Source organism: Spongiibacter taiwanensis, from assembly GCF_023702635.1.
GTDB classification, from domain to species: domain Bacteria; phylum Pseudomonadota; class Gammaproteobacteria; order Pseudomonadales; family Spongiibacteraceae; genus Spongiibacter; species Spongiibacter taiwanensis.
Window position 1 is genome coordinate 3597562 of sequence record NZ_CP098455.1, and the last position, 24110, is coordinate 3621671.

The 24110-nt window shown below is 57.7% G+C and carries 21 protein-coding genes and 1 CRISPR repeat array; of the genes, 14 read left to right on the forward strand and 7 right to left on the reverse strand.

From position 1 onward, the window contains the following. Positions 1-3 precede the first annotated feature (3 nt). The 5 genes from cas5e (at position 4) to cas2e (ending at position 3874) form a co-directional block, all read left to right on the forward strand. Positions 4-777 (forward strand): type I-E CRISPR-associated protein Cas5/CasD, encoded by a 774-nt coding sequence (gene cas5e / locus NCG89_RS16310; RefSeq protein ID WP_251087624.1) that lies wholly within the window; start codon positions 4-6, stop codon positions 775-777. Next, positions 778-1671, forward strand: a complete 894-nt coding sequence (gene cas6e / locus NCG89_RS16315) for a type I-E CRISPR-associated protein Cas6/Cse3/CasE (protein WP_251087625.1) — start codon at positions 778-780, stop codon at positions 1669-1671. It begins immediately after the preceding gene. A 35-nt stretch (positions 1672-1706) separates the two neighbouring features. Continuing rightward, positions 1707-2528 (forward strand): KilA-N domain-containing protein, encoded by an 822-nt coding sequence (locus NCG89_RS16320; protein WP_251087626.1) that lies wholly within the window; start codon positions 1707-1709, stop codon positions 2526-2528. Positions 2529-2630: 102 nt separating this feature from the next. Further along, positions 2631-3563: a type I-E CRISPR-associated endonuclease Cas1e gene (gene cas1e, locus NCG89_RS16325; RefSeq protein WP_251087627.1), complete on the forward strand. Its 933-nt coding sequence runs from the start codon at positions 2631-2633 to the stop codon at positions 3561-3563. An 8-nt stretch (positions 3564-3571) separates the two neighbouring features. After that, the gene (gene cas2e, locus NCG89_RS16330) at positions 3572-3874 is read left to right on the forward strand and encodes a type I-E CRISPR-associated endoribonuclease Cas2e (RefSeq protein WP_349631937.1); all 303 of its coding nucleotides are present in this window, start codon (positions 3572-3574) and stop codon (positions 3872-3874) included. A gap of 56 nt (positions 3875-3930) precedes the next feature. Next, positions 3931-6219: a CRISPR direct-repeat array (repeat unit 29 nt; unit sequence GTGTTCCCCACGCAGGTGGGGATGAACCG). 89 nt (positions 6220-6308) lie between these two features. Here the strand turns inward: cas2e and NCG89_RS16335 are convergent. The 3 genes from NCG89_RS16335 to NCG89_RS16345 all read right to left on the reverse strand — a co-directional run bounded on the left by NCG89_RS16335 (position 6309) and on the right by NCG89_RS16345 (position 8532). Further along, on the reverse strand, positions 6309-7082 hold the full coding sequence (locus NCG89_RS16335; protein ID WP_251087629.1) for an amidohydrolase: 774 nt from the start codon (positions 7080-7082) through the stop codon (positions 6309-6311). Beyond that, positions 7070-8218 carry a pyridoxal phosphate-dependent aminotransferase gene (locus NCG89_RS16340; RefSeq protein WP_251087630.1) on the reverse strand — a complete coding sequence of 383 codons (1149 nt, stop codon included), beginning with the start codon at positions 8216-8218 and terminating at the stop codon, positions 7070-7072. Before NCG89_RS16340 ends, NCG89_RS16335 begins: the two co-directional genes overlap by 13 nt. Before the next feature lie 143 nt (positions 8219-8361). Further along, positions 8362-8532, reverse strand: coding sequence for a hypothetical protein (locus NCG89_RS16345; RefSeq protein ID WP_251087631.1), 171 nt, complete (start codon positions 8530-8532; stop codon positions 8362-8364). A 466-nt stretch (positions 8533-8998) separates the two neighbouring features. Here NCG89_RS16345 and NCG89_RS16350 point away from each other — a divergent pair, with 466 nt between their 5' ends. Together NCG89_RS16350 and NCG89_RS16355 are read left to right on the forward strand one after the other, a co-directional pair. Further along, complete coding sequence (locus NCG89_RS16350; protein WP_251087632.1) at positions 8999-10174, forward strand: pyridoxal-phosphate-dependent aminotransferase family protein; 1176 nt, start codon at positions 8999-9001, stop codon at positions 10172-10174. Between the two features lie 199 nt (positions 10175-10373). Next, positions 10374-11210 carry an HDOD domain-containing protein gene (locus NCG89_RS16355; protein ID WP_251087633.1) on the forward strand — a complete coding sequence of 279 codons (837 nt, stop codon included), beginning with the start codon at positions 10374-10376 and terminating at the stop codon, positions 11208-11210. 63 nt (positions 11211-11273) lie between these two features. Here the strand turns inward: NCG89_RS16355 and NCG89_RS16360 are convergent, their stop codons facing one another. From NCG89_RS16360 to NCG89_RS16375, 4 genes are read right to left on the reverse strand one after another with little or no spacing between them, the layout of a single operon-like run. Continuing rightward, positions 11274-12035 (reverse strand): YciK family oxidoreductase, encoded by a 762-nt coding sequence (locus tag NCG89_RS16360; RefSeq protein ID WP_251087634.1) that lies wholly within the window; start codon positions 12033-12035, stop codon positions 11274-11276. A 37-nt stretch (positions 12036-12072) separates the two neighbouring features. Beyond that, positions 12073-12747, reverse strand: a complete 675-nt coding sequence (gene gph / locus NCG89_RS16365; RefSeq protein ID WP_251087635.1) for a phosphoglycolate phosphatase — start codon at positions 12745-12747, stop codon at positions 12073-12075. Further along, the gene (gene ubiG, locus NCG89_RS16370; RefSeq protein ID WP_251087636.1) at positions 12747-13457 is read right to left on the reverse strand and encodes a bifunctional 2-polyprenyl-6-hydroxyphenol methylase/3-demethylubiquinol 3-O-methyltransferase UbiG; all 711 of its coding nucleotides are present in this window, start codon (positions 13455-13457) and stop codon (positions 12747-12749) included. Before ubiG ends, gph begins: the two co-directional genes overlap by 1 nt. Position 13458: 1 nt before the next feature. Then, positions 13459-14787 carry a TRZ/ATZ family hydrolase gene (locus NCG89_RS16375; protein ID WP_251087637.1) on the reverse strand — a complete coding sequence of 443 codons (1329 nt, stop codon included), beginning with the start codon at positions 14785-14787 and terminating at the stop codon, positions 13459-13461. 272 nt (positions 14788-15059) lie between these two features. Between NCG89_RS16375 and gyrA the strand changes: the two genes are divergently transcribed. From gyrA to cmk, 7 genes are all read left to right on the forward strand, one after another. Further along, entirely contained in the window at positions 15060-17693 is a 2634-nt protein-coding gene (gene gyrA / locus NCG89_RS16380) for a DNA gyrase subunit A (protein WP_251087638.1), read from the forward strand. A 68-nt stretch (positions 17694-17761) separates the two neighbouring features. Next, a complete protein-coding gene (gene serC, locus NCG89_RS16385; protein ID WP_251087639.1) occupies positions 17762-18841 on the forward strand; it encodes a 3-phosphoserine/phosphohydroxythreonine transaminase in 1080 nt (359 codons plus the stop codon). A 4-nt stretch (positions 18842-18845) separates the two neighbouring features. Further along, positions 18846-20015: a prephenate dehydratase gene (gene pheA, locus NCG89_RS16390; RefSeq protein ID WP_251087640.1), complete on the forward strand. Its 1170-nt coding sequence runs from the start codon at positions 18846-18848 to the stop codon at positions 20013-20015. Continuing rightward, positions 20012-21121 (forward strand): histidinol-phosphate transaminase, encoded by a 1110-nt coding sequence (gene hisC / locus NCG89_RS16395; protein ID WP_251087641.1) that lies wholly within the window; start codon positions 20012-20014, stop codon positions 21119-21121. The genes pheA and hisC overlap by 4 nt, the downstream gene beginning before the upstream one ends. Then, on the forward strand, positions 21118-22014 hold the full coding sequence (locus tag NCG89_RS16400) for a prephenate dehydrogenase/arogenate dehydrogenase family protein (RefSeq protein ID WP_251087642.1): 897 nt from the start codon (positions 21118-21120) through the stop codon (positions 22012-22014). Before hisC ends, NCG89_RS16400 begins: the two co-directional genes overlap by 4 nt. A gap of 24 nt (positions 22015-22038) precedes the next feature. Further along, complete coding sequence (gene aroA / locus NCG89_RS16405) at positions 22039-23340, forward strand: 3-phosphoshikimate 1-carboxyvinyltransferase (RefSeq protein WP_251087643.1); 1302 nt, start codon at positions 22039-22041, stop codon at positions 23338-23340. Beyond that, positions 23337-24032, forward strand: a complete 696-nt coding sequence (cmk, locus tag NCG89_RS16410; RefSeq protein ID WP_251087644.1) for a (d)CMP kinase — start codon at positions 23337-23339, stop codon at positions 24030-24032. The genes aroA and cmk overlap by 4 nt, the downstream gene beginning before the upstream one ends. Positions 24033-24110: the final 78 nt, after the last annotated feature.

The following is a 24110-nucleotide window of genomic DNA, read 5'->3' on the forward strand; positions in this document are numbered from 1 at the left end:
ATAATGGATTATCTGCTGTTTCGGCTTTACGGCCCCCTGGCCAGTTGGGGGAATATTGCCATTGGCGAATCCCGGCACAGCTTTCATGGGCCAACAAAATCTGCGGTGATGGGGCTGGTGGCGGCAGCTCTGGGTATTCGCCGTGAGGAGGAGTCCCAGCATCTGCGGTTGAATCGCGAGTATCACATGGCGTCAGCCTTGTTCAGCCAAGGCAGTTTGTTGCGGGACTACCACACGGTGCAGGCACCGGATACTGTAGGAAAATTTACCTATCGCAGTCGTCGAGATGAGTTGGTGATCGGCAAAGACCGTCTGGGTACGGTGCTTTCCAGTCGCGAATATCGTAGCGATGCCCTGGCATGGGTGGCTTTGCGTGCAGAGGACGGGGTTCCCTATACCCTTGAGCAGATTGCAGATGGATTGCGAACGCCCATATTTACGCTCTACCTAGGGCGTAAGTCCTGCCCGCTGGCCGCCCCGCTTGATCCACAACTTGTTGTTGCTGACGGCTTTGCAGAGGCATTTAAAAAGTATCAACCCCGTGGGATTTCTCCCGTACTGGAAAGACAGTCAGAGCGTTTTGAGCGGGATGTTCTTTGCCGTGATCAATCGGTGGAGTATTGCTGGGAGGGTAACGTTGAGGATTTTGGTAGTGAAGGGCGATTGGATAAAAGCCAATTACTCAGTGAGACACAACACGACCGCCTGAACTCCCGGAGACGCTGGCAGTATGCCCCCCGACAGATTTATCACTACCGTACCAAGGAGGGTGTGTAAATGTACCTTTCCCGCGTGACCTTGAAACCCGATATTGGTCAAAACTCACAGTTGGGTCGGCTTCTGCAATCCAATACCTATGGCACCCATCAACTACTCTGGGATTTGTTTGATCAGGAAAAGCGGGATTTTCTCTACCGGGAGGAAGTCGCGAAGGAGCAGTTGAAGCAGCACGCTGGAGCAAAAGGTGAGCCCGTTTACTATGTGCTTTCTGTGACAAGGCCCAGAGAAAGCACGCCGCTTTTTACTGTGGAATCCAAGGAATACCGGCCCCAATTTCAGGCTGGTCAACGCCTCTCGTTTTGCCTTACGGCCAATCCGGTCGTTACCCGCGATAAAAAGCGCTGTGACCTGGTAATGGATGAGCAGTTGGTGTTTTTTCGCCAAGCCTGTAAAGAAATTGGGCTGTCGTGCGAGGGAAGCAAAGGCGACCTAAAAAGACGGCTAATGGAAAATCAGCGCGCATCTGCTGTGACGGACTACTTGTGCAGTTATCTAAGCCAAAGCCGGTGCTTTGCGGATGCTGTGGCGGGGCACAGTGTCGATGTTCTTCTTGGTTTGGCGACGCAGGAGGCCGTGTCTCGTCGGCTGATTCAGTGGCTGGCGCACAACCCTTCGCGGGATGGCTTGTTTTCTATTGCGGAGCAAGAGGTGGAGGATGATGACGGTGATCGAGAGATAACGGTGCCGGTTTTTCAGTGGCAGCGTTATCGAATCCATCCACTACCGCAAAAGGATGCCTCTGCGCGAAAGCAACAGGCTCGTTTTCTTTCGGTTGATATCTCGGGGGAGTTGATTGTGAAAGACCCGGAAGGGTTTCTTACCATGATTAATAACGGGATTGGTCCGGCGAAGGCATTTGGCTGTGGCTTGATGCTAATCCGCCCGCGATGACTCAGGAATCAACAAACCCACTCAAGGATGAGTCTATGAAAGCAAAGCTGCAGGTGCTGGAGCAGGAAATTGCTACCACAACCAAGGATGGCGTCGAGTACATCAATATCACGGATATTGCGCGTTACAAGAATAGCGAGCGCACAGATGACTTGATTCGAAACTGGTTGAGAAATCGCAATACCATTGAGTTCCTTGGTATTTGGGAGCAACTCAATAACCCGAATTTTAAACCCGTCGAATTCGACGGGTTTAAAAAAGAGGCGGGGTTGAACAGCTTTACCCTCACGCCCAAACAGTGGGTAGAGAAAACCGGCGCCATCGGCATTTTATCCAGCCGTGGCCGCTACGGCGGGACCTTCGCTCAAAAAGACATCGCCTTCGAATTCGCCAGTTGGATCTCCGTCGAATTCAAGTTGTATCTCATTAAGGAGTTTCAACGTTTAAAAGAGCAGGAGTTTCAGCAGCTTGGCTGGGATATTCGCCGCAATCTGGCCAAGGTCAACTACCTGATTCACACCGACGCCATCAAGGAAAATCTGATCCCGGATACCTTGCTTCCCCAACAGATTAATGCAGTGTACGCCAGTGAAGCCGATCTGCTTAACGTGGCGTTGTTCGGTATTACCGCCCGCGAATGGCGTGATGCCAATCCTTCTTTAACGGGGAATATGCGTGACCACGCCAGCGTGCAACAACTGGTGTGTCTGGCCAATTTGGAATCGCTCAATGCCCATTTTATTGATCAGGGGCTGGGGCAGGCTGAGCGGGTAGTAAAGCTCAACGAGCTAGCAATCCGCCAGATGGGTATCCTGACTTCCAGTCAAAACCCGCTAGTCGAAAAGGGGGAGGAGTGAGCGAGGGACGAGCACTGCAGTTACGTCGTTGTCTGAAGGGCTCAACACGGCGGGGTTTTAATCTGGCGCGAGGTCGGTACGGACATAAAAGGAAGCTGTCCAATGAGTGATAAAGGAAATTTCGTCCCACTTAAACCCATCCCCATTAAAGACCGCAATTCAATGGTGTTTGTTGGCCGCGGGCAGTTGGATGTGCGTGATGGCGCGTTCTGCGTGGTTGATGAAGTCAATGGTGAGCGGATGCTGATTCCGGTTGGCAGCTTGGCCTGCCTGATGCTGGAGCCGGGTGCCAGGGTCAGCCATGCCGCCGTTAAACTCGCCTCGACAGTGGGTACGCTGTTGATCTGGGTGGGCGAGGCAGGGGTCCGTTTATATGCGGCGGGGCAACCTGGCGGTGCGCGGTCTGATCGGCTGTTGTACCAGGCGCAGTTGGCGTTGGATGAAAGCTTGCGACTAAAAGTGGTTCGCAAAATGTTTGAACTGCGTTTCGGTGAACCAGCTCCTGAGCGACGAAGTGTAGACCAGTTGCGTGGCATCGAAGGCGCGCGCGTGCGCAAGACCTATGAACTGCTGGCGCAGCAGTACGGTGTGCAATGGCATGGTCGTCGCTACGACCCCAAGGATTGGAAAAAGGGTGACATAGCCAATCAATGTCTCAGTGCAGCGACTTCATGCCTATATGGCGTAACGGAAGCGGCTGTATTGGCAGCCGGGTACGCACCCGCCATAGGCTTCCTTCACTCGGGCAAACCGCTGAGTTTTGTTTACGATATTGCTGATATTGTGAAGTTTGAAACGGTGGTTCCCGTCGCATTTCAGATCGCTGCAAAAAAGCCCCCGTTTGCCGACCGGGAAACCCGCATTGCGTGTCGCGACAGTTTTCGAACGTCCAAGATTCTGAAACGCTTGATACCGTTGGTTGAGGAAGTATTGGCCGCCGGGGAAATTAATCCTCCAGAACCTCCAAGAGATGCACAGCCTCCCGCGATTCCGGAGCCCGAGTCCATTGGTGATAGCGGACACAGGAGCGGTTAACGGTGAGCATGTGCGTGGTCGTTACCGAAGCAGTGCCGCCACGACTTCGCGGTCGATTGGCGGTGTGGCTGTTGGAAATTCGCGCGGGTGTTTATGTAGGTGATGTATCGCGCCGGATTAGGGAAATGATTTGGCATCAGATTACCGAATTGGCGGATGACGGCAACGCGGTTATGGCCTGGGCGACAAATACGGAATCAGGGTTTGACTTTGTAACGCATGGTGAAAATCGACGTATGCCCGTGGAGTTGGATGGGCTAAGACTTGTGAAATTTATCCCCTCGGAAAATCCTGATAATACTACTCAATAGTCGGTAGATTTTTTCATCGCCGATTTGTTCTTTAAAAACAAGCATGTAGACTTAGTGTGTTCCCCACGCAGGTGGGGATGAACCGATATGGCGGCGTTTTATGTTGCAAATCCCGAGGTGTTCCCCACGCAGGTGGGGATGAACCGCAACCAGCTAAAAATAAACCTGTTGCCGAAATGTGTTCCCCACGCAGGTGGGGATGAACCGCAGAAAATCGACCAGCTCTTTGAACAGATTAAGTGTTCCCCACGCAGGTGGGGATGAACCGCGTTTGACGAATGGTTTTGTGCTGGGAAGGGGTGTGTTCCCCACGCAGGTGGGGATGAACCGCAAAAACAGAGCAGTATCATCGAATTTCCCCAGTGTTCCCCACGCAGGTGGGGATGAACCGGCACTTGACGCGAAGAGAAGCAATAACAATAAGTGTTCCCCACGCAGGTGGGGATGAACCGGTATCACCGGCTTTATCCTGACAGCTTGGAGGGTGTTCCCCACGCAGGTGGGGATGAACCGCCCATTATCAGTGAGAGCCCCATATAGGAAACGTGTTCCCCACGCAGGTGGGGATGAACCGCCATATTCCCAGCAAAAACAGGAGTTGGGGAGGTGTTCCCCACGCAGGTGGGGATGAACCGTATTCGGTCATCATGCAAATTTGAATGCATTTGTGTTCCCCACGCAGGTGGGGATGAACCGGGGGCCGACAACCCAGTATTCGAACGGGGGGCGTGTTCCCCACGCAGGTGGGGATGAACCGCGAACCAACAATCAGCAATATCTGTGGGCGCAGTGTTCCCCACGCAGGTGGGGATGAACCGAGTATCGGCATACCTCCGCCGAATTGCTGGAGGTGTTCCCCACGCAGGTGGGGATGAACCGTGGGGCTGTCGCCTGATGGTACTGAGCCCGCTGTGTTCCCCACGCAGGTGGGGATGAACCGCGGGCGCGGCCTACACGCTGCAATTTAGCGACGTGTTCCCCACGCAGGTGGGGATGAACCGGCATGTTTGAGGCTATCGCAGCCCTGCAGGGCGTGTTCCCCACGCAGGTGGGGATGAACCGAGATAAGCCGGTAGCGGTACGCGGTGCCGGGGGTGTTCCCCACGCAGGTGGGGATGAACCGAGTTAGACGCGATCCATGATCTTTTTGTCGAAGTGTTCCCCACGCAGGTGGGGATGAACCGATACCGGCGCACAGTGGGCGGCATTTTGTTGGGTGTTCCCCACGCAGGTGGGGATGAACCGCAATACCAAAACAGCGCTCAATCAGAGGTTGCGTGTTCCCCACGCAGGTGGGGATGAACCGGCTTTCGCGTCCCGCTGGTTGATAGCTTCCTGGTGTTCCCCACGCAGGTGGGGATGAACCGGTTCCCCCACCAGTTCGCCGGGTTCCCCTCGCGTGTTCCCCACGCAGGTGGGGATGAACCGTACCGGGCGGTCGGTCGGTGGTGGTGGGGTATGTGTTCCCCACGCAGGTGGGGATGAACCGCGGCAAACATATCGACTACAGGGGCACCTGATGTGTTCCCCACGCAGGTGGGGATGAACCGCTTTCGCGTCAGCTCAGACGGGCTCAGGTCCAGTGTTCCCCACGCAGGTGGGGATGAACCGAGTTGGGCAGTGTGGTGGCAGACCGCTACTACGTGTTCCCCACGCAGGTGGGGATGAACCGCACCTTGGCGGGGTCTTCGCGGAACGCTGCAGCGTGTTCCCCACGCAGGTGGGGATGAACCGCGCTGCAATCGGTTTCGGGCCGTGGTGGCTGGGTGTTCCCCACGCAGGTGGGGATGAACCGTCCCTACGTCTAACGCGGGCCGACCCATCCCCGTGTTCCCCACGCAGGTGGGGATGAACCGCGTTGGTGGGCAATACTGGCAATCAGGCTGCGGTGTTCCCCACGCAGGTGGGGATGAACCGCGCACATCGACTGGCTGCTAGGCCCGCACAAGGTGTTCCCCACGCAGGTGGGGATGAACCGATACCGGCGCACAGTGGGCGGCATTTTGTTGGGTGTTCCCCACGCAGGTGGGGATGAACCGCATTCCCGTCGAAACCTACACGCTAGGGATCGGTGTTCCCCACGCAGGTGGGGATGAACCGCCGGATTCCCACATTAGCCGGTGGATGCGTTCGTGTTCCCCACGCAGGTGGGGATGAACCGGTGGCATCGGTGTGGCCAGCAGATTCAGCAGCGTGTTCCCCACGCAGGTGGGGATGAACCGCTACTACATCTACGCAGACCTGAACGGTCAACGTGTTCCCCACGCAGGTGGGGATGAACCGCCTTTGTGCTCGCCATCGCCCTGCATCAGCACCGTGTTCCCCACACAGGTGGGGATGAAAAGTTCGGGTTCAGTTTTTGACCGTTCTCGGGTCGTGACACTACGAGCGTGTGCATTAGAAACAAAATGGGCCTGTGAACCTGTCGATTTTATTAATGCAATTCAAAATCATCGGCATCCAGTGCGGCCGGAAAACTCTCCCGGAACGCGGTCAGTTTGGCGCCATCCAGTTCACACTGCAGGGTGACGGCGGCATTGGCCGGGGCGCTTTGCAGGGGCTGGCCCAGATAATTCAGAACCACGCTGTCGCCGCTGTAGTCATGGCCATTGCCGTCCTGGCCAACCCGGTTCACGCCGATGGTGTAACACTGGTTTTCAATGGCCCGGGCGGGCAACAAAGTGCGCCATGCGTGAGCCCGGGCGGCGGGCCAGTTGGCGACGTAAATCAACACGTCGTAATCGCCACGGTTGCGCGAAAACACGGGAAAGCGCAGGTCGTAACACACTTGCAGACAAAAGCGCAGGCCGCGCCAGGGCACGATGACACGTTCTTGTCCGGCGTGGTAATGATGGTGCTCGGCGGCCATCCGAAACAGGTGCCGCTTGTCGTAATAGCTGACGCTGCCGTCGGGCTCGACCCAGAACATCCGGTTGAAATAGGCGTTGCCGTCGCGGACGGCGACCGAGCCGGTGACGGCAGCGTCGAGGCGCGCCGCTTGGGATTTCATCCACGCCAGGGTGGGGCCGTCGCTGGCTTCGGCGATGGTGTCGCTGGCCATGGAAAAGCCCGTGCTAAACATCTCTGGAAGCACCACCACATCCACGTTCAAAAGGGATGCCATTTGATTGGCAAAGTAGCGATGGTTGGCGTCGGGGTCCTGCCATGTGAGGGGCGCCTGGATGGCGCTCACCGTTACAGTCGACATAGTTTCTCGGCAGCTTGATCTAAGGTGGCGTCTTGTTTGGCAAAACAGAATCGAATAATGCGGCTTTGTGGTGGTGTTTGATAAAACACCGACAAGGGGATGGCGGCCACCCCAGCATGCTGAGTCAACCATTGGCAAAATTCAATGTCGCCTAGCTCACTGATTGCGCTGTAGTCAGCCAGCATGAAATAGGTTCCTGCACTGGGAAGTAATTTTAGGCGGCTGGACGCCAGCGCGGTGGCAAAGCGGTCACGCCGCTGCTGATAGAAAGCCCCGAGTTGCTCAATGTGCTGCGGCTGGTGGTTGAGCATATCGGCCAGGGCATATTGCGCCGGCGCAAAGCTGGCGAAGGTAACGTACTGATGAATTTTGCGAAATTCGGTGGTGAGCGCAGACGGCGCAACGCAGTAGCCGGTCTTCCAACCTGTGCAATGAAAGGTCTTGCCAAAGGAGGACACGATGAAGCTGCGTTGCGCTAGAGCCTCAAAGCGGTTGGCACTTAGCCGCGGGTGATTATCAAAGACGATATGCTCGTAGACTTCGTCGCTAATCAAAAACAGATTGTTGTCGATGACGATCTGCTGAAGCTGCAGCCAGTCGGCCTGACTAAAAACGGTCGCGCTGGGGTTGTGGGGGCTGTTCACGATGATGCAGCGGGTGCGCGGGTTGATGCTGTCCACGACCTGCTGCCAATCAGGGCGAAAATCGGGTGCCGCCAGCGGAATGTGGCGGCAGTGTCCTCCCGCTAGGGTGACCGCTGGCTCGTAACTATCGTAGGCGGGGTCGAACACGATCACTTCATCGCCCGGGTTGACCAGCGTGTGTATCGCCACGAACAGCCCTTCTGTGGCGCCGGAGGTGATGGTGATTTCCCGATCCGGGCAGACCTGCCGCTGATAACTCCGCTTGATCAATTCGGCCAATGCCTGGCGCAACTCCGCCGCGCCACTCATGGGGGGGTATTGGTTGCGGCCCGCCTGGGCGTGGCGGTTTAAATCGTCGAGCAGGCTTTGGGGCGCCGGAAAATCCGGGAAGCCCTGGGATAAATTCAGGGCATTGTGCTCGCTCGCAAGAGCAGACATCACGCTGAAGATGGTGGTGCCCACTTGGGGGAGTTTACTGACAATCTCTGACATGAATTCGGGTTCTGTGGTTTGGGGCCGCAAGCTGCCATTTTGCGCAGGGCGCGGGTCAGAGTCCAGTAGCGAAGTGGCGTCGGCGAGAGTGCCACCGCGCCATCTTGTAGAGGGAGTTAATCGATTGTGAGCGGGCGGTTGGGCTACCGCCGGTAGCGGGGCTGGTGTCGGCTGGCCTCAACACGAATCGGCACTAATTGCCCTTCCTGGTAGGGCTCATCCCGTAGACTTTGCTCCTCGAAACGGACCGACTCGAGGTGGCGACGAACGGCGAGCCGGAGCTCGTGAAGTGTGCGGCGAAGGCGTTCTATCATAAAACGATCTCCTGTCAGCAGCCGGGGAAGGTGGCAGTGAATAGTGTTATCCCGGCAAAAATAATATGGCGGTGGCAGTCCTGTGCGCTGTGACTTGCTAGCGCGAAACAGGGTTGGCGAAGTGGCCGTCCCGTCTCCCGGGAGGGGGGTAGGGATGCACTCCCATGCAAGCTCGCCCTGCGCGTTAAGCATCACCCGATGACGTATCACTCAATATACGTATCACACCTCGGCCCGGATGCACCGCAATTGTTGCAATTTCATGATGCCTATTTTTGCTGTGAAGGGAAATAGCGGTATTCACCGGGTGTGAGCTCAGCCGCATGCTTTTGCTCCTGATCATCATCAGATTTGCAGGCACGCCGCGCAAGTTGCCCAGCCGTTGACCAAATTGGGTACAATACTCGCCTTTTTCGCTGCCCCTTTGCTTGCAGCGTCTCCGAATCATGTCACCTGTGAGGCTTTTATGCAGATTTCCTCTTTCGTTGCCCCCCAGCGGGTGCTGATGGGTCCTGGACCTTCAGATGTCCCCCAGCGGATTCTCGATGCGTTGGCCCGGCCCACCATTGGCCATTTGGATCCTCGCTTTATTGAGCTGATGGATGAGATCAAAGCCCTGCTGAAATATGCCTTTCAGACTGAGAACGCGTTGACGTTGCCGGTCTCTGCGCCCGGTTCAGCGGGCATGGAAGCGTGCTTCGCCAACTTGCTGGAACCCGGCGATAAGGCGGTGGTTGCCGTGAACGGGGTGTTTGGCAAGCGGATGATTGAAAATGTGCAGCGCTGCGGCGCCACTGCGGTGGCGGTTGATCAGCCCTGGGGCGAGCCTGTTGATCCCGCCGCGGTGGAGCAGGTGTTGGCAGCGCATCCCGACGCGAAAGTGCTTGCCTTTGTGCATGCGGAAACCTCGACCGGCGCCCTCAGCGATGCCGAAACCCTGTGTGCCCTGGCCAAGCGTCACAACTGCCTGAGTATTGTCGACACCGTGACCTCGCTGGGCGGGGTGCCGCTGTATGTTGATCGCTGGAAAGCCGATGCGGTGTACTCCGGTACCCAGAAGTGTTTGTCCTGCACCCCGGGGCTGTCGCCGGTAACCTTTAGCGATGCGGCGGTGGCAGCGATCAAAGCGCGCAAGACGCCCGTTCAGAGCTGGTTTCTGGATATGAACCTGATCCTGGGATACTGGGGGCAGGGCGGTAAGCGCGCCTACCACCATACCGCGCCGGTGAATGCCCTGTATGGTTTGCATGAAGCCCTGGTTGCTTTGAAGGAAGAGGGGCTCGAAAACGCCTGGCTGCGTCACGCCAGTATGCATCAGGCCCTGGCGGCGGGTCTGGAGGCCCTTGGAATGCGCTTTGTGGTTAAAGCCGGTGCGCGTTTGCCCCAGCTTAACAGTGTGTATATTCCCGAGGGCGTTGACGATGCCCAGGCGCGGGCCTTCCTGCTCAGCAAATACAACCTGGAGATCGGCGCAGGTCTGGGCGATTTCGCTGGAAAAGTATGGCGCATTGGTCTGATGGGCCATAGCGCCCGGCGGGAGAACATTGAGCTGCTGATCAACGCACTGGCCGACGCCTTTGCCGAACAGGGCAAGACGGTGGATGCCCAGGCGGCTCTGGCCGCCGTCGCCGGGAGCTTGTAGCCTCCGGTTGCGCGCCGATTCGGTGATAGGGGGCTGCCCACTGGGTGGCCCTTTTTTATGTCCGCAGGATTGCTTTCTGTGCCTTTTCTGAAAAGGTGTATCGGCCCTGCCGAGGCGGTGTAGGTATTTTTGGCGATAAGGCAGGTTGGCCGCTATCTGCTACGCTTTGCCAAAATATGCGGATTGATAAGTTACAACTATGAGTCAAGTTATCGGGCAAATCCGAAGCGATATCATTCGCGCAATCGAAGATGATTCCATCGTGCTGCCGACCCTCCCGGAGGTCGCCCTTGAGGTGAGGGAGGCCGCCAGCGATCCCGATGTCAGTATCCCTGTGTTGGCCACCATCATTGAGCATGACAGCTCTCTGGCTGCCCGTATTTTGCGGGTGTCCAATAGCTCGTTGCTGCGCGCCCAGGAGCCGGTGGTGGACGTGAAAACGGCCATCAGTCGAATAGGACTTTCCTATACCAGCACCTTGGTGACGGCACTGGCGATGCAGCAGATATTTCTGTCGACCAAAGAGAATCTTAATGCCCGGATGCGGGCTTTGTGGGTGCATAGCACCGATGTTGCAGCGATCTGCAATACATTGGCGAAGAGCCAGCGCCATCTGAAACCAGAGCTGGCCACGCTGGCTGGAATCATTCACCAGATCGGCGCGTTACCGCTGCTGAACTACGCTGTAGGTCGGGGGTTTCTGCGAGACCACCCAACCATGCTGGATCAGGTGCTGGTGCAGTTGGCGCCGGAAATCGGCACCCGGATTCTGGAGTCCTGGGGCTTTGCGCCGGAGCTGGTGAACGTGCCGGTCGATCACTTGAAGTTTGACCGGGAAGTGGACCGGGCGGATTACGCCGACTTGGTCACCGTGGCCAATCTTCACAGTTACGTCGGCACCCAACACCCTTTTGCATCGGTGAACTGGGCCGACGTGACGGCCTTTGCCCGCCTGGGGCTGCCAGTCGATCCCGCCGAGGAAGATGCGGGATATCGGGAGCAGATCGAGCGCATGCAGGAAGCCTTGCGGGCTTAATCCCTGGTATTGCGAAAAAAGGCGAACAAATCTGTTCGCCTTTTTTTGTGCGACTTACACCGCTTATTTTGGTTGGGCGTCAAACTGTCGGCCATTGACCCCAGCACTGTCATCACTCATCAGATACAGGTACAGCGGCATGATTTCCTCGGGCGAGGGGTTTGAAGCGGGATTCTCGCCGGGGTAAGCCAGTCGGCGCATCACGGTATTGGTGGCTCCCGGGTTGATGCTGTTCACCCGAATGCCGTTAAGGCTGAATTCCTCATCCGCCAGAATCTGCATCATCGCCTCCGTGCCAAATTTGGATACCGAGTAGGCCCCCCAATAGGCGCGGCCCTTTCTCCCCACGCTTGACGAAGTGAATACCAGTGATGCCTTGCCCGCTGCGGCCATCACCGGTAGCAGGGCCTGGGTCATCATAAAGGGCGCCGTCAGATTGACCTGCAACACCTCTTCCCAGCTGTCTACTGTGGTTTGCGCAAGGGTGCGGCGCTGGCCAAGCACGCTGGCGTTATGGAGCAATCCATCAAGTCGGCCAAACTCCTGCTCAATGGTATTGGCCAGTTGCTCGTAGTCCTGCATGACGGCGCCGCGCAGGTGCAATGGGTAGATTGCCGCCTGGGGGTGACCGGCTGCCTCGATCTCGTCGTACACCGCTTCCAGTTTTTCCACGGTGCGGCCAAGCAGAATCACGTTGGCGCCGTGGGCGGCAAACCGCAGCGCTGCGGCTCTGCCGATGCCGTCGCCGGCACCGGTCACCAGAATGATTTTGTTTTGCAGACAGGCATCGCCCGGCGTGAAGTCGTGAGGAAGGGTGTCAGCCACTGGTAAGCCTCGTATCGGTTAAGAATGGTGCTGGGAGTCAGGCGATATCGTTTGCCAGCAGTGCGGCAACAATATCGGCCAGTTCAGCGGGTTGATCGACAATGTAATCTGCCTGCCAGGAAGCGATGTCTTCATCGCTGGAGATATACCCATAGCGGCAGGCGATGGTGGGCATGGCAGCGGCGCGGCCCGCTTCGATGTCGCGCACGTGATCGCCCACGTAGATGGCCTGTTCAGGTTCGATGTCCAATTGCTCACAGGCCAGCAGCAGGGGCTCTGGGTCGGGTTTGCGACGGCTGACGTGATCGGGGCAAATTGCCGGGCCGCAGCGTTTATCGAGGTTTAATGTGGCGAGCAGGGGCAGGGTGAAGCGGGCTGGCTTGTTGGTGACGACGCCCCACTTCAGGCCCCAGCATTCCAAATCCTCCAGAACTTTGGCCATGCCGGGAAACAGTGTGGTGTGGTCGGCGAGGTTGTCGGCGTAGCGGTCGAGAAATTCGGTCAGTAGTTCAGCAAATCCGGGGGTGTTTTCATCCTGGGAGAAGCCGAGTTTGATCACGGCGCGAGCGCCGTTGGAGACGTTTTGCCGAACTGCCTCATAGTTTTGCAGGGGCAGGTCGCGCGCGGCGAGCATGCTATTGAGAACGGTGGTGAAGTCGGACGCCGTATCGAGCAGGGTGCCATCGAGGTCAAATAAAACGGCTTTGAGCATCAGTCGGGCTTCTTGACGTGGATCATGTAGTTCACGTCGACATCCCGCTCGGTCAGCTTGTAGCGCTTGGTGAGGGGGTTGTAGACCATGCCGGTCATGTGTTCGAGGGAAAGATCAGCCTCGCGCACCCAGCCGGCCAGTTCAGCGGGACGAATGAATTTGCTGAATTCATGGGTGCCCTTGGGCAGCATCTGCAGTACGTACTCGGCGCCAACAATCGCAAACATAAAGGACTTGGGGTTACGGTTGATGGTGGAGAAATAGAGGTCGCCGCCGGGCTTGCACAAGCTCGCGCAGGCCCGAATGACTGACGCCGGATTGGGCACGTGCTCCAGCATTTCCAGGCAGGTGACAACATCGTAGGTGCCGGGTTGGTCCTCGGCCATTTCCTCGGCGGTGGCTTGAAAGTAGTCCACTTTGACGCCGGATTCGAGTTGATGCAGTCGGGCAACGCTCAGCGGGGTTTCGCCCATGTCAATGCCGGTGACTTTGGCGCCGCGCTGGGCCATCGCCTCAGACAAAATGCCGCCGCCGCAGCCCACGTCCAACACCTTTTTCTCGGCCAGGGGGGAGCGCTGGTCAATGTAATTCACCCGCAGCGGATTAATATCGTGAAGGGGCTTGAACTCGCTTTCCCGGTCCCACCAGCGATGGGCCAACTCTTCAAATTTGGCGATTTCGGCGGGGTCCACATTGGAATACTGCTGCATATCAAACTCCACTAATACGCTGGCGCCAATACTCGGCCTTGGCGGCCAGTTCCTGACTGTCCAACTGGGTGAGGGCGCCATTATCCAGCATCCGCTGACCCTTTATCCAGCTATTGCGAACCCGGTGGCTGACATTGCTGTAGACCATCTGCGAGCTGGGCGAGTAGAGGGGCTGCTGGGCCAGGTCGGTCAGGTCAATGCTGATCAGGTCCGCTTGCTTGCCGACTTCCAGGCTGCCAACCAGGTGGTCGATGCCCAGTGCTTTGGCGCCGTTGAGCGTTGCGCAGCGCAGGGCCGCCATATCGGGTAGGGCGGTGGCGTCCCCGGCGACCGCCTTGGCGAGCAGTGCGGCGGTGCGCATTTCGCCCAGCAGGTCTAGGTCATTGTTGCTGGCGGCGCCATCAGTGCCCAGGGCGACGTTGATACCCGCCCGGCGCATTTTCTCGACCGGCGAAAAGCCGCTGGCTAATTTCAGGTTGGATTCGGGGCAATGAATAGCATGGCTGCCATGGGTGGCCAGCAGTGCGACATCCTCATCGCTGACGGCGGCCAGGTGAACGCACTGGGTTCGCGGTGTTAGCAGCCCCAGGTCTGCCAGACGTTGAATGGGGCGGCGGCCATCCGCGCCTACCGCATCGTCGACCTCGGTTTGGGTCTCGTGCAGGTGAATCTGCACCGGGGCCTCGGTTTCGGCGCTGAGCATGGCAACCCGACTGAGGGCCGCATCGCCAACGGTGTAAGGTGCATGAGGGCCGAACGCAATGCTGATCAGGTCGCTTTGTTTGTATTTGTCGCGCAGGGTCAGGCCCTTGGCAAAGTACTCGTCGGGGCCGCTGCCCCAGGCGCAGGGGAAATCGAATATTGGAAACGCGAATTGGGCGCGCATGCCGATGCGGTGAGTGAGCTCCGCTGCCACCTCCGGGAAGAAATACATGTCGCTGAAACAGGTGGTGCCGGTTTTGAGCATTTCTGCCAGGGCCAGGGCGGCACCGTCGCGGACAAACTCCTCGCTTACCCAGCGGCCCTCGGTTGGCCAGATATGATCATTCAGCCAGGTCATCAGCGGGTAGTCGTCGGCCATGCCGCGAAGCAGGCTCATGGCGGCGTGGCCGTGGGCGTTGATGAGCCCGGGTAAAACAATCTGGCCCGGCAGATCGACGCGTTCTTTGGCCACCACGCTGCGGGCTTGTTCGCTGGGGAGAATGGCCGTGATCACCCCGCCGCTGATGGCGAGGGCGTGGTTCTCCAGAATCGGGTCGCCATCGGTAATCGGCAGTATCCAGCGAGGAAAAATAAGCGTGTCGGCGACGGTGGGGATGGCCTCGGACATGGGCGACAAAAACTCCAGCTCGGCAAAGGCGCCAGTATACTCAGATTCGGTGCTGCCCGGGGAAGTGATCGAGCCTTAGCTCCTTGATTTGCCGCGATTTCAAACTGTCTACGGTGGCGATATTCGTGCTATGATCGCCGTTTTGTTTTCACCCCCGACAGGCGCGTGACAGTCAGTCACGGCAACGCTGGTGGAGTTGGGGGGAAATGGGTTATCCCCTGTTTGATATGCCGCGCCATCGCCCTGGCCGATAATAAGGAAATCTTCCGTTAATGGCTGATTTAGCTAAAGAAATTCTTCCCGTAAATATCGAGGACGAGCTTAAGCAGTCCTACCTTGATTACGCCATGAGTGTCATCGTTGGCCGGGCCCTGCCCGATGTGCGAGATGGCCTCAAGCCCGTTCACCGGCGGGTATTGTTCGCCATGAGCGAACTCAGCAACGACTGGAACAAGGGCTATAAAAAGTCGGCCCGTGTGGTCGGTGATGTAATCGGTAAGTACCACCCCCACGGCGACTCGGCGGTGTACGACACCATCGTTCGGATGGCCCAGCCATTCTCTCTGCGCTACATGCTGGTTGATGGTCAGGGTAACTTCGGCTCCATCGATGGCGACAATGCGGCGGCAATGCGTTACACCGAAATCCGCATGCAAAAGCTGTCCCACGAGCTGTTGGCCGATCTGGAAAAGGAAACCGTTGACTGGGTGCCCAACTACGACGGCACCGAACAAATTCCGGCGGTGCTGCCCACCAAGGTGCCCAACCTGCTTATTAACGGCTCTTCGGGCATCGCGGTGGGGATGGCGACCAATATCCCGCCCCATAATCTGGCGGAAGTGGTCAATGCCTGTTTGGCGGTGTTGGACAATCCTGATATTACCGTCGAAGAGTTGATGGAATTTGTGCCGGGGCCGGATTTTCCCACTGCCGCGATTATTAATGGCCGCGCTGGCATTGTGGAAGCATATAAAACTGGGCGTGGGCGCATTTATGTGCGTGCCCGTGCCGAGGTCATCAGCAACGAGAAGACCAACAAAGACACGATCATCATTACCGAGCTGCCTTATCAGGTGAACAAGGCGCGCTTGATTGAGAAGATCGCCGAGCTGGTAAAAGAAAAGAAAATAGAGGGCATTTCTGAGCTGCGCGACGAGTCGGATAAAGATGGTCTGCGGGTCGTGGTAGAGATGAAGCGGGGCGAGAGCGGTGAGGTGGTGCTGAATAACCTCTACGCCCAGACCCAGCTGCAGAATGTCTTCGGCATCAATATTGTTGCTCTGGTGGATAATCAGCCGCGCATCCTCAATTTGAAGGAGCTGCTGGATTACTTTATCCGTCACCGCCGTGAAGTGGTTACCCGGCGCACGGTTTACCTGCTGCGCAAAGCCCGGGAGCGGGGACATGTGCTGGAAGGCCTGGCGGTGGCCATTGCCAACATCGACGAGATTATCGCCACCATCAAAGCGTCTGCTACCACCCAGGATGCCCGGGATAACCTGATCGGGCGTCCCTGGGAGTTGGGCAGCGTCAGCGCCATGCTCGAACGGGCGGGTGAGAGCGCCTGCCGCCCGGATGATCTTGAAGAAGGGCTCGGTGTTCGCGACGGCAAATATTATCTGTCGGCGGCCCAGGTGCAGGCCATCTTGGATTTGCGCCTGCAGAAACTGACTGGCCTTGAACACGAAAAGCTGTTGGAAGAGTACAAGCTCAAGCTGGACGAGATAGCCGAATACCTGAATATTCTAGGCGACCACACCGCTTTGTTGGCGGTGATTCGCGGTGAGCTGCAACAGGTTGTGGCTGACTTTGGCGATGACCGTCGCACCGAAATTGTGGCTTCCCAGCTGGATCTGACCCACGAAGACCTGATTCCCGAAGAGGATCGGGTAGTGACCATTTCCCACGGCGGCTATGCCAAATCCCAGCCTCTGGATTCCTACGCAGCGCAGCGTCGCGGCGGCATGGGTAAGTCGGCAACCGCTGTAAAAGAAGAGGATTTTGTCGAGCACCTACTGGTTGCCAACACCCACGACACCATTTTGTGCTTCAGCAATATCGGCAAGGTGTACTGGCTCAAGGTGTATCAGATTCCGGTCGCAGGGCGCAATTCCCGGGGGCGGCCGATGATCAACTTGCTGCCGCTGGATGACGGTGAGCGCATCACCTCGATTCTGCCGGTGCACGAATATACCGAAGGCTACTTCATCTTTATGGCCACCGAGCAGGGCACCGTGAAAAAGACGCCTCTGGAGGCCTTCTCGCGGCCGCGCAGTGTGGGGCTTCGCGCTCTTGAGCTCGACGAGGGCGATGTACTGATTGGGACCGCCATTACGGATGGCAAAGACGATGTCGTGTTGCTCACCAGCGCCGGCAAGGCTGCCCGCTTCCAGGAGGGTGATGTTCGCGCCATGGGCCGGACTGCTCGGGGTGTGCGCGGCGTACGGATGGATGACGGCCAGAAAGTGATCGCCATGTTGATCCCGAAAGAGGGTGGCAGGGTACTCACCGTTTCTGAAAATGGCTACGGCAAGCGCACGTCGGTGGAAGATTTCCCCTGTAAAGGCCGGGGGAGTCGCGGTGTTATCGCGATGGCAATTACCGAGCGCAACGGCGACCTGGTGGGCGCGGTGCAGGTGTTCGACGGCGATGATCTCATGCTGATCACCGATCAGGGCACACTGGTAAGAACCCGCACGGACGAAATTTCCTTGCTGGGTCGCAACACCCAGGGGGTTCGGGTAATCCGTCTGCGGGAAGATGAGCACCTGGTGGGGGTTCAGCGCGTCGCCGAAGATGATGTGGTGGCCGAGGTTGACGGCGATGCGGGCGGTGATGGTGAGTCCGCCGTGACTGCGCCGACCGATGCCGGCGATGGTGATGCCGCACCGACCAGTGATGCCTGATCCAGCTCAGGTTGATTATTAATGGGGGGCGATGCTCCCCGGTTTTCTTTTTGGAGCAGTAAGCAAACATGACACGACGCTACAATTTCTGCGCGGGCCCGGCGGCCATGCCTGAATCCGTTTTGGCCCAGGCTCGAGATGAAATGCTGGACTGGCAGGGCAGGGGCCTGTCGGTAATGGAGATGAGTCACCGCAGCGATGAGATGGTGGGTATTGCCACCGAGGCGGAGCAGGATCTGCGCGAACTGCTCGGTATCTCTGATGATTACGCAGTGTTGTTTGTCCAGGGCGGTGCCAGCAGTCAATTTGCGGCCATCCCGTTGAACCTGATGGCTGAAGGCCAGACAGCGGACTATATCAACACCGGTGAGTGGTCCAAAAAGGCCATCAAGGAAGCCAAGCGCTTTGGTCAGGTCAACGTGGCGGCGTCCTCTGAAGATACGAATTTCTCCACCATTCCCGCCTTTGATCGCTGGCAGCTGACCGATAACGCGGCCTACGTGCACTACACCCCAAACGAAACCATTGGCGGTGTTGAGTTCTTCTGGACACCCGAGGTAGCCGCGCCACTGGTGGCGGATATGTCGTCAACGATTCTGTCTCGTCCTATCGACGTGAACAAATTCGGTCTGATTTACGCCGGTGCCCAAAAGAACATTGGCCCTGCTGGTCTGACGATCGTTATTGTACGCAAGGATTTGCTGGGTAAGGCGCAAAGCATCACCCCGACCATGCTGAATTACCAAACGGCAGCGGACAATGACTCCATGTACAACACCCCGCCGACCATGGCCTGGTACCTGTCGGGGCTGGTGTTCAAATGGCTGAAAAAGCAGGGCGGCCTGGAAGCGATGGAGATCATCAATCGTCGCAAGGCGGAAAAGCTCTACGGTTATATTGATGGTAGCGATTTCTACAGTAACCCGGTGGAAGTGGCGAGCCGCTCACTCATGAATATTCCCTTTGTTCTGGCTGACGCTGCGCTGGATAAAGCCTTCCTGAAAGGGGCAGAAGAAGCGGGGCTGCTGAACCTGAAAGGTCATCGCTCGGTGGGCGGCATGCGTGCCAGTGTCTACAATGCGGTGCCGGAATCAGCCGTGGATGCGTTGATTCACTACATGAAAGATTTCGCCCAAACCAAGGGCTAAGACCATGACTGCAGGAAAGGACCACAACGCAGGCAGCGGTGACGCTGGTGAAAAACCGGTGGATCTGAATACCTTGCGTAATCAGATTGATGATATCGACAGCCAAATTCACCGGCTGCTCAACCAGCGGGCCCGCTGTGCCCAGCAGGTTGCGGAGGTGAAACTGCGTGAGCACGCCAGTGCGGCCCAATTTGAATCCAGTGGTGAAAGCAGCAGTTCCCAGCAGCTGCTGTTCTACCGTCCGGAGCGGGAAGCCCAGGTGCTCAAACGGGTCAAAGATGCCAACGAAGGCCCTCTGGCAGATGACACCGTCGCCTATATTTTTCGGGAAATTATGTCGGCCTGTCTGGCGCTGGAGAAACCGCTGGACGTGGCCTTTCTCGGTCCCGAGGGAACCTTTACCCAGGCCGCGGCCATCAAGCACTTTGGTCATGCCATCAACAGTGTGCCCAAGGCGTCGATCGATTCGGTGTTTCGGGATGTGGAAGCCGGGCGCTGTAACTACGGTGTGGTGCCGGTAGAAAATTCCACTGAGGGGATGGTTGCCCTAACCCTGGATGCCTTTATTAATTCGCCGCTGAAAATTTGTGGTGAGGTGGATTTGCGCATTCGCCTGCAGTTGATGCAAAAGGACGCGGATCAGCAAATCACCAAAATTATTGCCCATCAGCAAGCGCTGGCCCAATGCCGTCGCTGGCTGGATGCCCATTATCCGGGTATTCCCCGGCAAGCGGTGAGCAGCAACGGCGAGGCCGCAAAAATGGCGGCAGCTGACACCTCCATTGCTGCGGTGGCTGGAGAGCTCGCGGCAGAGCAATATGGCTTGTCGGTAGTGGCCGGCGATATTGAAGACCTGACCAATAACACCACGCGCTTTCTGATTATAGGCCGGGAAGATGTTGCCCCCAGTGGTCGTGATAAAACTTCCATTGTGGTGTCGGCGCGTAATGTTCCTGGCGCGCTGGTGCGTCTGCTCGAGCCCTTTGAGCAGGCCAATGTCATGCTGACCCGCATAGATACCCGGCCGTCTCGCAGCGAGGCCTGGACTTATCTGTTCTTCATCGAGTTTGAGGGGCATCAGCAGGATGCGGTGATCACCGATATTTTGAAGGTGATCGAAACCCACTCACAAACCTACAAAATTTTGGGTTCCTACCCCCGGGCGGCGCTATGAGCTGTGATCTGATTGGCTTGGCAAACAGTGGTGTGCAGGAACTGCACCCCTATCAGCCGGGTAAACCGATCGAAGAACTTGAGCGGGAGCTGGGGCTGAGCGATGTCGTCAAGCTGGCGAGTAATGAAAATCCCCTCGGCCCCTCGGCATTGGCCGTGGCCGCTGCCCAGGCTGCTCTGGCTGAGAGCCATCTTTATCCTGACGCCAGCGGGTTTGCCCTGAAGAAGAAACTGGCGCCCCGCCTGGGTGTGAATGCCAATCAATTGACCTTGGGCAACGGTTCTAATGACGTGCTCGACGTGATTACGCGGGTGTTTCTGGACAAAGACGGCTCGGCGGTATTTTCCCAGCATGCCTTTATTGTCTACCCCATTTCAGTGAAGGCGGTAGGGGCTCGCGCCATCATTACGCCAGCTCAGGACTGGGGCCATGACCTCGACGCCATGGCGGCAGCCATCGAGCCCGATACCCGCTTGGTCTTCATTGCCAACCCCAACAACCCGACGGGCACCTGTCTGGCGTTTTCCGATTTGCGGGCCTTTATGGCAAAGGTGGCTGAGCAGGTGATTGTGGTGCTCGACGAAGCCTATGTGGAGTTTGTCGGCACGGGTCGTGGCGAAGAGGGGCTGGCGCTGCTTAAGGATTACCCCAACCTGATTTTGACCCGCACCTTCTCCAAGGCATACGGTCTGGCCGGCTTGCGGGTGGGTTATGCGGTGAGTCACCCCGATATTGCCGATTTGCTCAATCGGGTGCGGGCTCCCTTCAACGTCACTGTGCCGGCATTGGCAGCGGCGGAGGCAGTGCTGGACGACGAAGATTATTTGCTGCGCAGTCAGCAGGTGAATCGTGAGGGTTTGGCCCAGCTGGGTGCCGGGCTCGATACGTTGGGTGTGCCCTACATTCCCTCGGTCGGTAATTTTATTGCCATTGAGTTGCCTTGCCCGGCCGCGCCAATTTATCAGGCACTGCTGGAACGTGGCGTTATTGTCCGGCCGGTAGGTATCTATGACATGCCCAATCACCTGCGGGTTTCTGTCGGCTTGGCGTCTGAAAATGCCCGATTCCTTGCGGCCCTTGCTGAAGTGCTGGAGGCTCGCTGGTGATCGGCCGACTGTGCATTATCGGCCTCGGCTTGATGGGCGGCTCCCTTGCCGCGGCCTTGAAAGCCCAGGGCAAGGTTGGCAGTGTTGTCGCGACCGGGCGGCGAGAGGCGTCTCTCGCCAAAGGTTTGGAATTAGGGGTGATTGACGAATACACCCTCGACTTGGCTGAGGCCGTCCGCGGTGCTGATATCGTGGTTATTGCGACGCCGACCTTGGTTGCCGAATCGGTACTTAGCGACCTGGCGCCATTGTGGAATGACACCATGGTGGTTACCGACGTTGCCAGTGTGAAGGGCAATATCCAGCGGGCTGCCGAGCATATTTTTGGTGATGTGCCGAGCAATCTTGTTTTGGGCCACCCCATCGCCGGGTCTGAGCAAAGCGGGGTTGAGGCGGCTAGGGCCGGGTTATTTGAAGATCACCGCGTCATTTTGACGCCGCTTGCCACAACCCGGCCTGAGGCCGTGACGGCCGTTGAGCAGATGTGGCAGGCCAGTGGCGCCGATGTGGTGTGCATGCCGGTGGCCGAGCACGACGCCGTGCTGGCGTCGACCAGTCATCTTCCCCATGTGCTGGCCTATACGCTGGTGGACGCCCTGGCCAAAGACGGTAGAGCGGCAGAGATTTTTCGCTTTGCCGCTGGTGGGTTTCGTGATTTTACCCGCATTGCATCCAGCGACCCCAAGATGTGGCACGATATTGTGCTGGCCAATGCCGACGCGGTGCTGGCGGGCATCGATCTGTTTAGTAGTCATCTCAGCGAGTTGCGCCGCGCCATTGAAAATGGTGATGGCGAGGCGATATATAAGGTGTTTGATCAGGCGAAGGCGGCTCGGGATGAGCACTTTCTCGGTCAGTATCTCAATGGCCAGTCTGCTGGAAAAAGCGACTGAGCCCCATTCAGTGAGAACATAATTGTGGAATTTACACTGCAGCCCGGCGGTCGGGTGAACGGGCGTATTCGGGTGCCGGGCGACAAATCGATCTCCCATCGCTCGGTCATGTTTGGCGCAATAGCCGATGGTGTGACCACCGTCGACGGTTTTCTTGAGGGCGAAGATGCCTTGTGCACGCTGAAGGCCTTTCAGGCGATGGGTGTGAACATTGAAGGCCCCGACAACGGTCGTCTGGTCATTCACGGTGTGGGGCGCGATGGCCTCAAGGCACCTGCCGGGCCGTTGTATGTGGGCAATTCCGGTACGTCTATGCGTCTGCTGGCCGGGTTGCTGGCGGGGCAATCCTTTGATGTCACCATGACCGGTGACGAGTCGCTGAACAAGCGGCCGATGGAGCGGGTGGCAAAGCCGCTGCGGGAAATGGGCGCGGTGGTGGAGACTGGCGAGGGTGGTCGTCCGCCGCTGACCCTGCGCGGCGGGCAGCAGTTAAAAGGTATTGATTATGTGCTGCCGATGGCCAGTGCCCAGGTCAAATCCTGTGTGCTGCTGGCCGGCATCTATGCTGACGGCACCACCTCCACCCTGGAGCCAGCGCCAACCCGGGATCACAGCGAGCGTATGTTGCAGGGCTTTTCTTACCCCGTGACCGTCGACGGTGCCAAGGCCAGTTTGCAGGGTGGTGGTCGCCTGAAGGGTGTGCATATCGATGTGCCGGCGGATATCTCCTCGGCGGCCTTTTTTATGGTTGCGGCCAGTATCACCCCCGGTGCCGAGCTGACGCTGGAGCATGTGGGGATCAACCCGACGCGTATCGGTGTGATCAATATTCTGCGCGCAATGGGTGGCAATCTGGACGTTGAAAATGAACGTCTGGTGGGCGGGGAGCCCGTGGCAGATATTACCGTGCGCTATGCCGAGCTGAAGGGCATTGATATTCCCGAGGATCAGGTGCCCCTGGCCATTGATGAGTTCCCAGCGCTCTTCATCGCGGCGGCCTGCGCCAAGGGGCGCACCGTGTTGACCGGCGCTGAAGAGCTCCGGGTTAAGGAAAGCGATCGTATCCAGGTGATGGCCGATGGTTTGGTGGCCTTGGGTATTGATGCCCAGCCAACACCCGATGGCATTGTGATAGAGGGTGGTGAAATGGGTGGCGCTACCATCAATCCCCACCACGATCATCGCATTGCCATGGCCTTTTCTGTGGCCTCTCTGCGGGCTCATGACACAATTTTGATACACGACTGTGATAACGTCGCCACCTCATTCCCGAACTTTGTCGAACTGGCCAAGCAGGTAGGCATTCAAATAGAGAAACGCCCATGACGGCGCCGGTGGTCACGATTGATGGCCCGAGTGGGTCAGGTAAAGGGACGTTATGTCAGATGCTGGCCCATCAACTGGGGTGGCATCTGCTCGACAGTGGCGCCTTGTACCGGTTGACGGGGATGGCGGCCGATCAGCGGGGAATTGATTTGGCTGAGGAGTCGGCGGTTGCCGAAATCGCCTCGTCATTAGATGTGGCGTTCATTCCCGGAGAGCCCGGCGAGCCCACCCGGGTGATCCTTGATGGCGCTGATGTGAGTACAGAACTGCGCAGTGAGCGTAGCGGTGGCCTGGCCTCCCAAGTGGCAGTGTTGCCGGCGGTGCGTAAAGCCCTGTTGCAGCGCCAACGTGACTTTGCCCAGTTGCCGGGCCTGGTTGCCGATGGCCGGGATATGGGGACCGTGGTGTTTCCGCAGGCTGGCTTGAAGGTGTTTCTGACCGCCAGTGCCGAGGAGCGCGCGGAGCGCCGGGCTAAGCAGTTGAAAGCCAAGGGTGAAAGTGTTAACCTCGGCGCCCTTTTAGGGGAGATCCAGGCTCGGGACGAGCGAGATTCCCAGCGTGAACACGCTCCCCTGAAGCCTGCCGGCGATGCGGTGCAGTTAGATAGCACTGGTCTGGCAATAGAGGAAGTGTTTCAGCGGGTGCTGACGTTGGTCAGTACCCGTTTTGCCGTGATTGATCAGGGCGATTGATCCGGTTGTGCGTCGAGTGCAATGCGAACCCAGCTGGCCTTGCACCCGGCATTATGAACTGACCCGCGCAAGCTGGAT

Coding starts and splice junctions, on each gene's coding strand:
- NCG89_RS16355 (WP_251087633.1), top strand. CDS start 10,374: ATGAGTCAAGTTATCGGGCAAATCCGAAGCGATATCATTCGCGCAATC.
- gph (WP_251087635.1), bottom strand. CDS start 12,747: ATGCTCAAAGCCGTTTTATTTGACCTCGATGGCACCCTGCTCGATACG.
- NCG89_RS16340 (WP_251087630.1), bottom strand. CDS start 8,218: ATGTCAGAGATTGTCAGTAAACTCCCCCAAGTGGGCACCACCATCTTC.
- cas5e (WP_251087624.1), top strand. CDS start 4: ATGGATTATCTGCTGTTTCGGCTTTACGGCCCCCTGGCCAGTTGGGGG.
- serC (WP_251087639.1), top strand. CDS start 17,762: ATGACACGACGCTACAATTTCTGCGCGGGCCCGGCGGCCATGCCTGAA.
- cas2e (WP_349631937.1), top strand. CDS start 3,572: ATGTGCGTGGTCGTTACCGAAGCAGTGCCGCCACGACTTCGCGGTCGA.
- hisC (WP_251087641.1), top strand. CDS start 20,012: ATGAGCTGTGATCTGATTGGCTTGGCAAACAGTGGTGTGCAGGAACTG.
- pheA (WP_251087640.1), top strand. CDS start 18,846: ATGACTGCAGGAAAGGACCACAACGCAGGCAGCGGTGACGCTGGTGAA.
- ubiG (WP_251087636.1), bottom strand. CDS start 13,457: ATGCAGCAGTATTCCAATGTGGACCCCGCCGAAATCGCCAAATTTGAA.
- cmk (WP_251087644.1), top strand. CDS start 23,337: ATGACGGCGCCGGTGGTCACGATTGATGGCCCGAGTGGGTCAGGTAAA.
- cas6e (WP_251087625.1), top strand. CDS start 778: ATGTACCTTTCCCGCGTGACCTTGAAACCCGATATTGGTCAAAACTCA.
- gyrA (WP_251087638.1), top strand. CDS start 15,060: ATGGCTGATTTAGCTAAAGAAATTCTTCCCGTAAATATCGAGGACGAG.
- NCG89_RS16335 (WP_251087629.1), bottom strand. CDS start 7,082: ATGTCGACTGTAACGGTGAGCGCCATCCAGGCGCCCCTCACATGGCAG.
- cas1e (WP_251087627.1), top strand. CDS start 2,631: ATGAGTGATAAAGGAAATTTCGTCCCACTTAAACCCATCCCCATTAAA.
- NCG89_RS16345 (WP_251087631.1), bottom strand. CDS start 8,532: ATGATAGAACGCCTTCGCCGCACACTTCACGAGCTCCGGCTCGCCGTT.
- NCG89_RS16375 (WP_251087637.1), bottom strand. CDS start 14,787: ATGTCCGAGGCCATCCCCACCGTCGCCGACACGCTTATTTTTCCTCGC.
- NCG89_RS16320 (WP_251087626.1), top strand. CDS start 1,707: ATGAAAGCAAAGCTGCAGGTGCTGGAGCAGGAAATTGCTACCACAACC.
- NCG89_RS16350 (WP_251087632.1), top strand. CDS start 8,999: ATGCAGATTTCCTCTTTCGTTGCCCCCCAGCGGGTGCTGATGGGTCCT.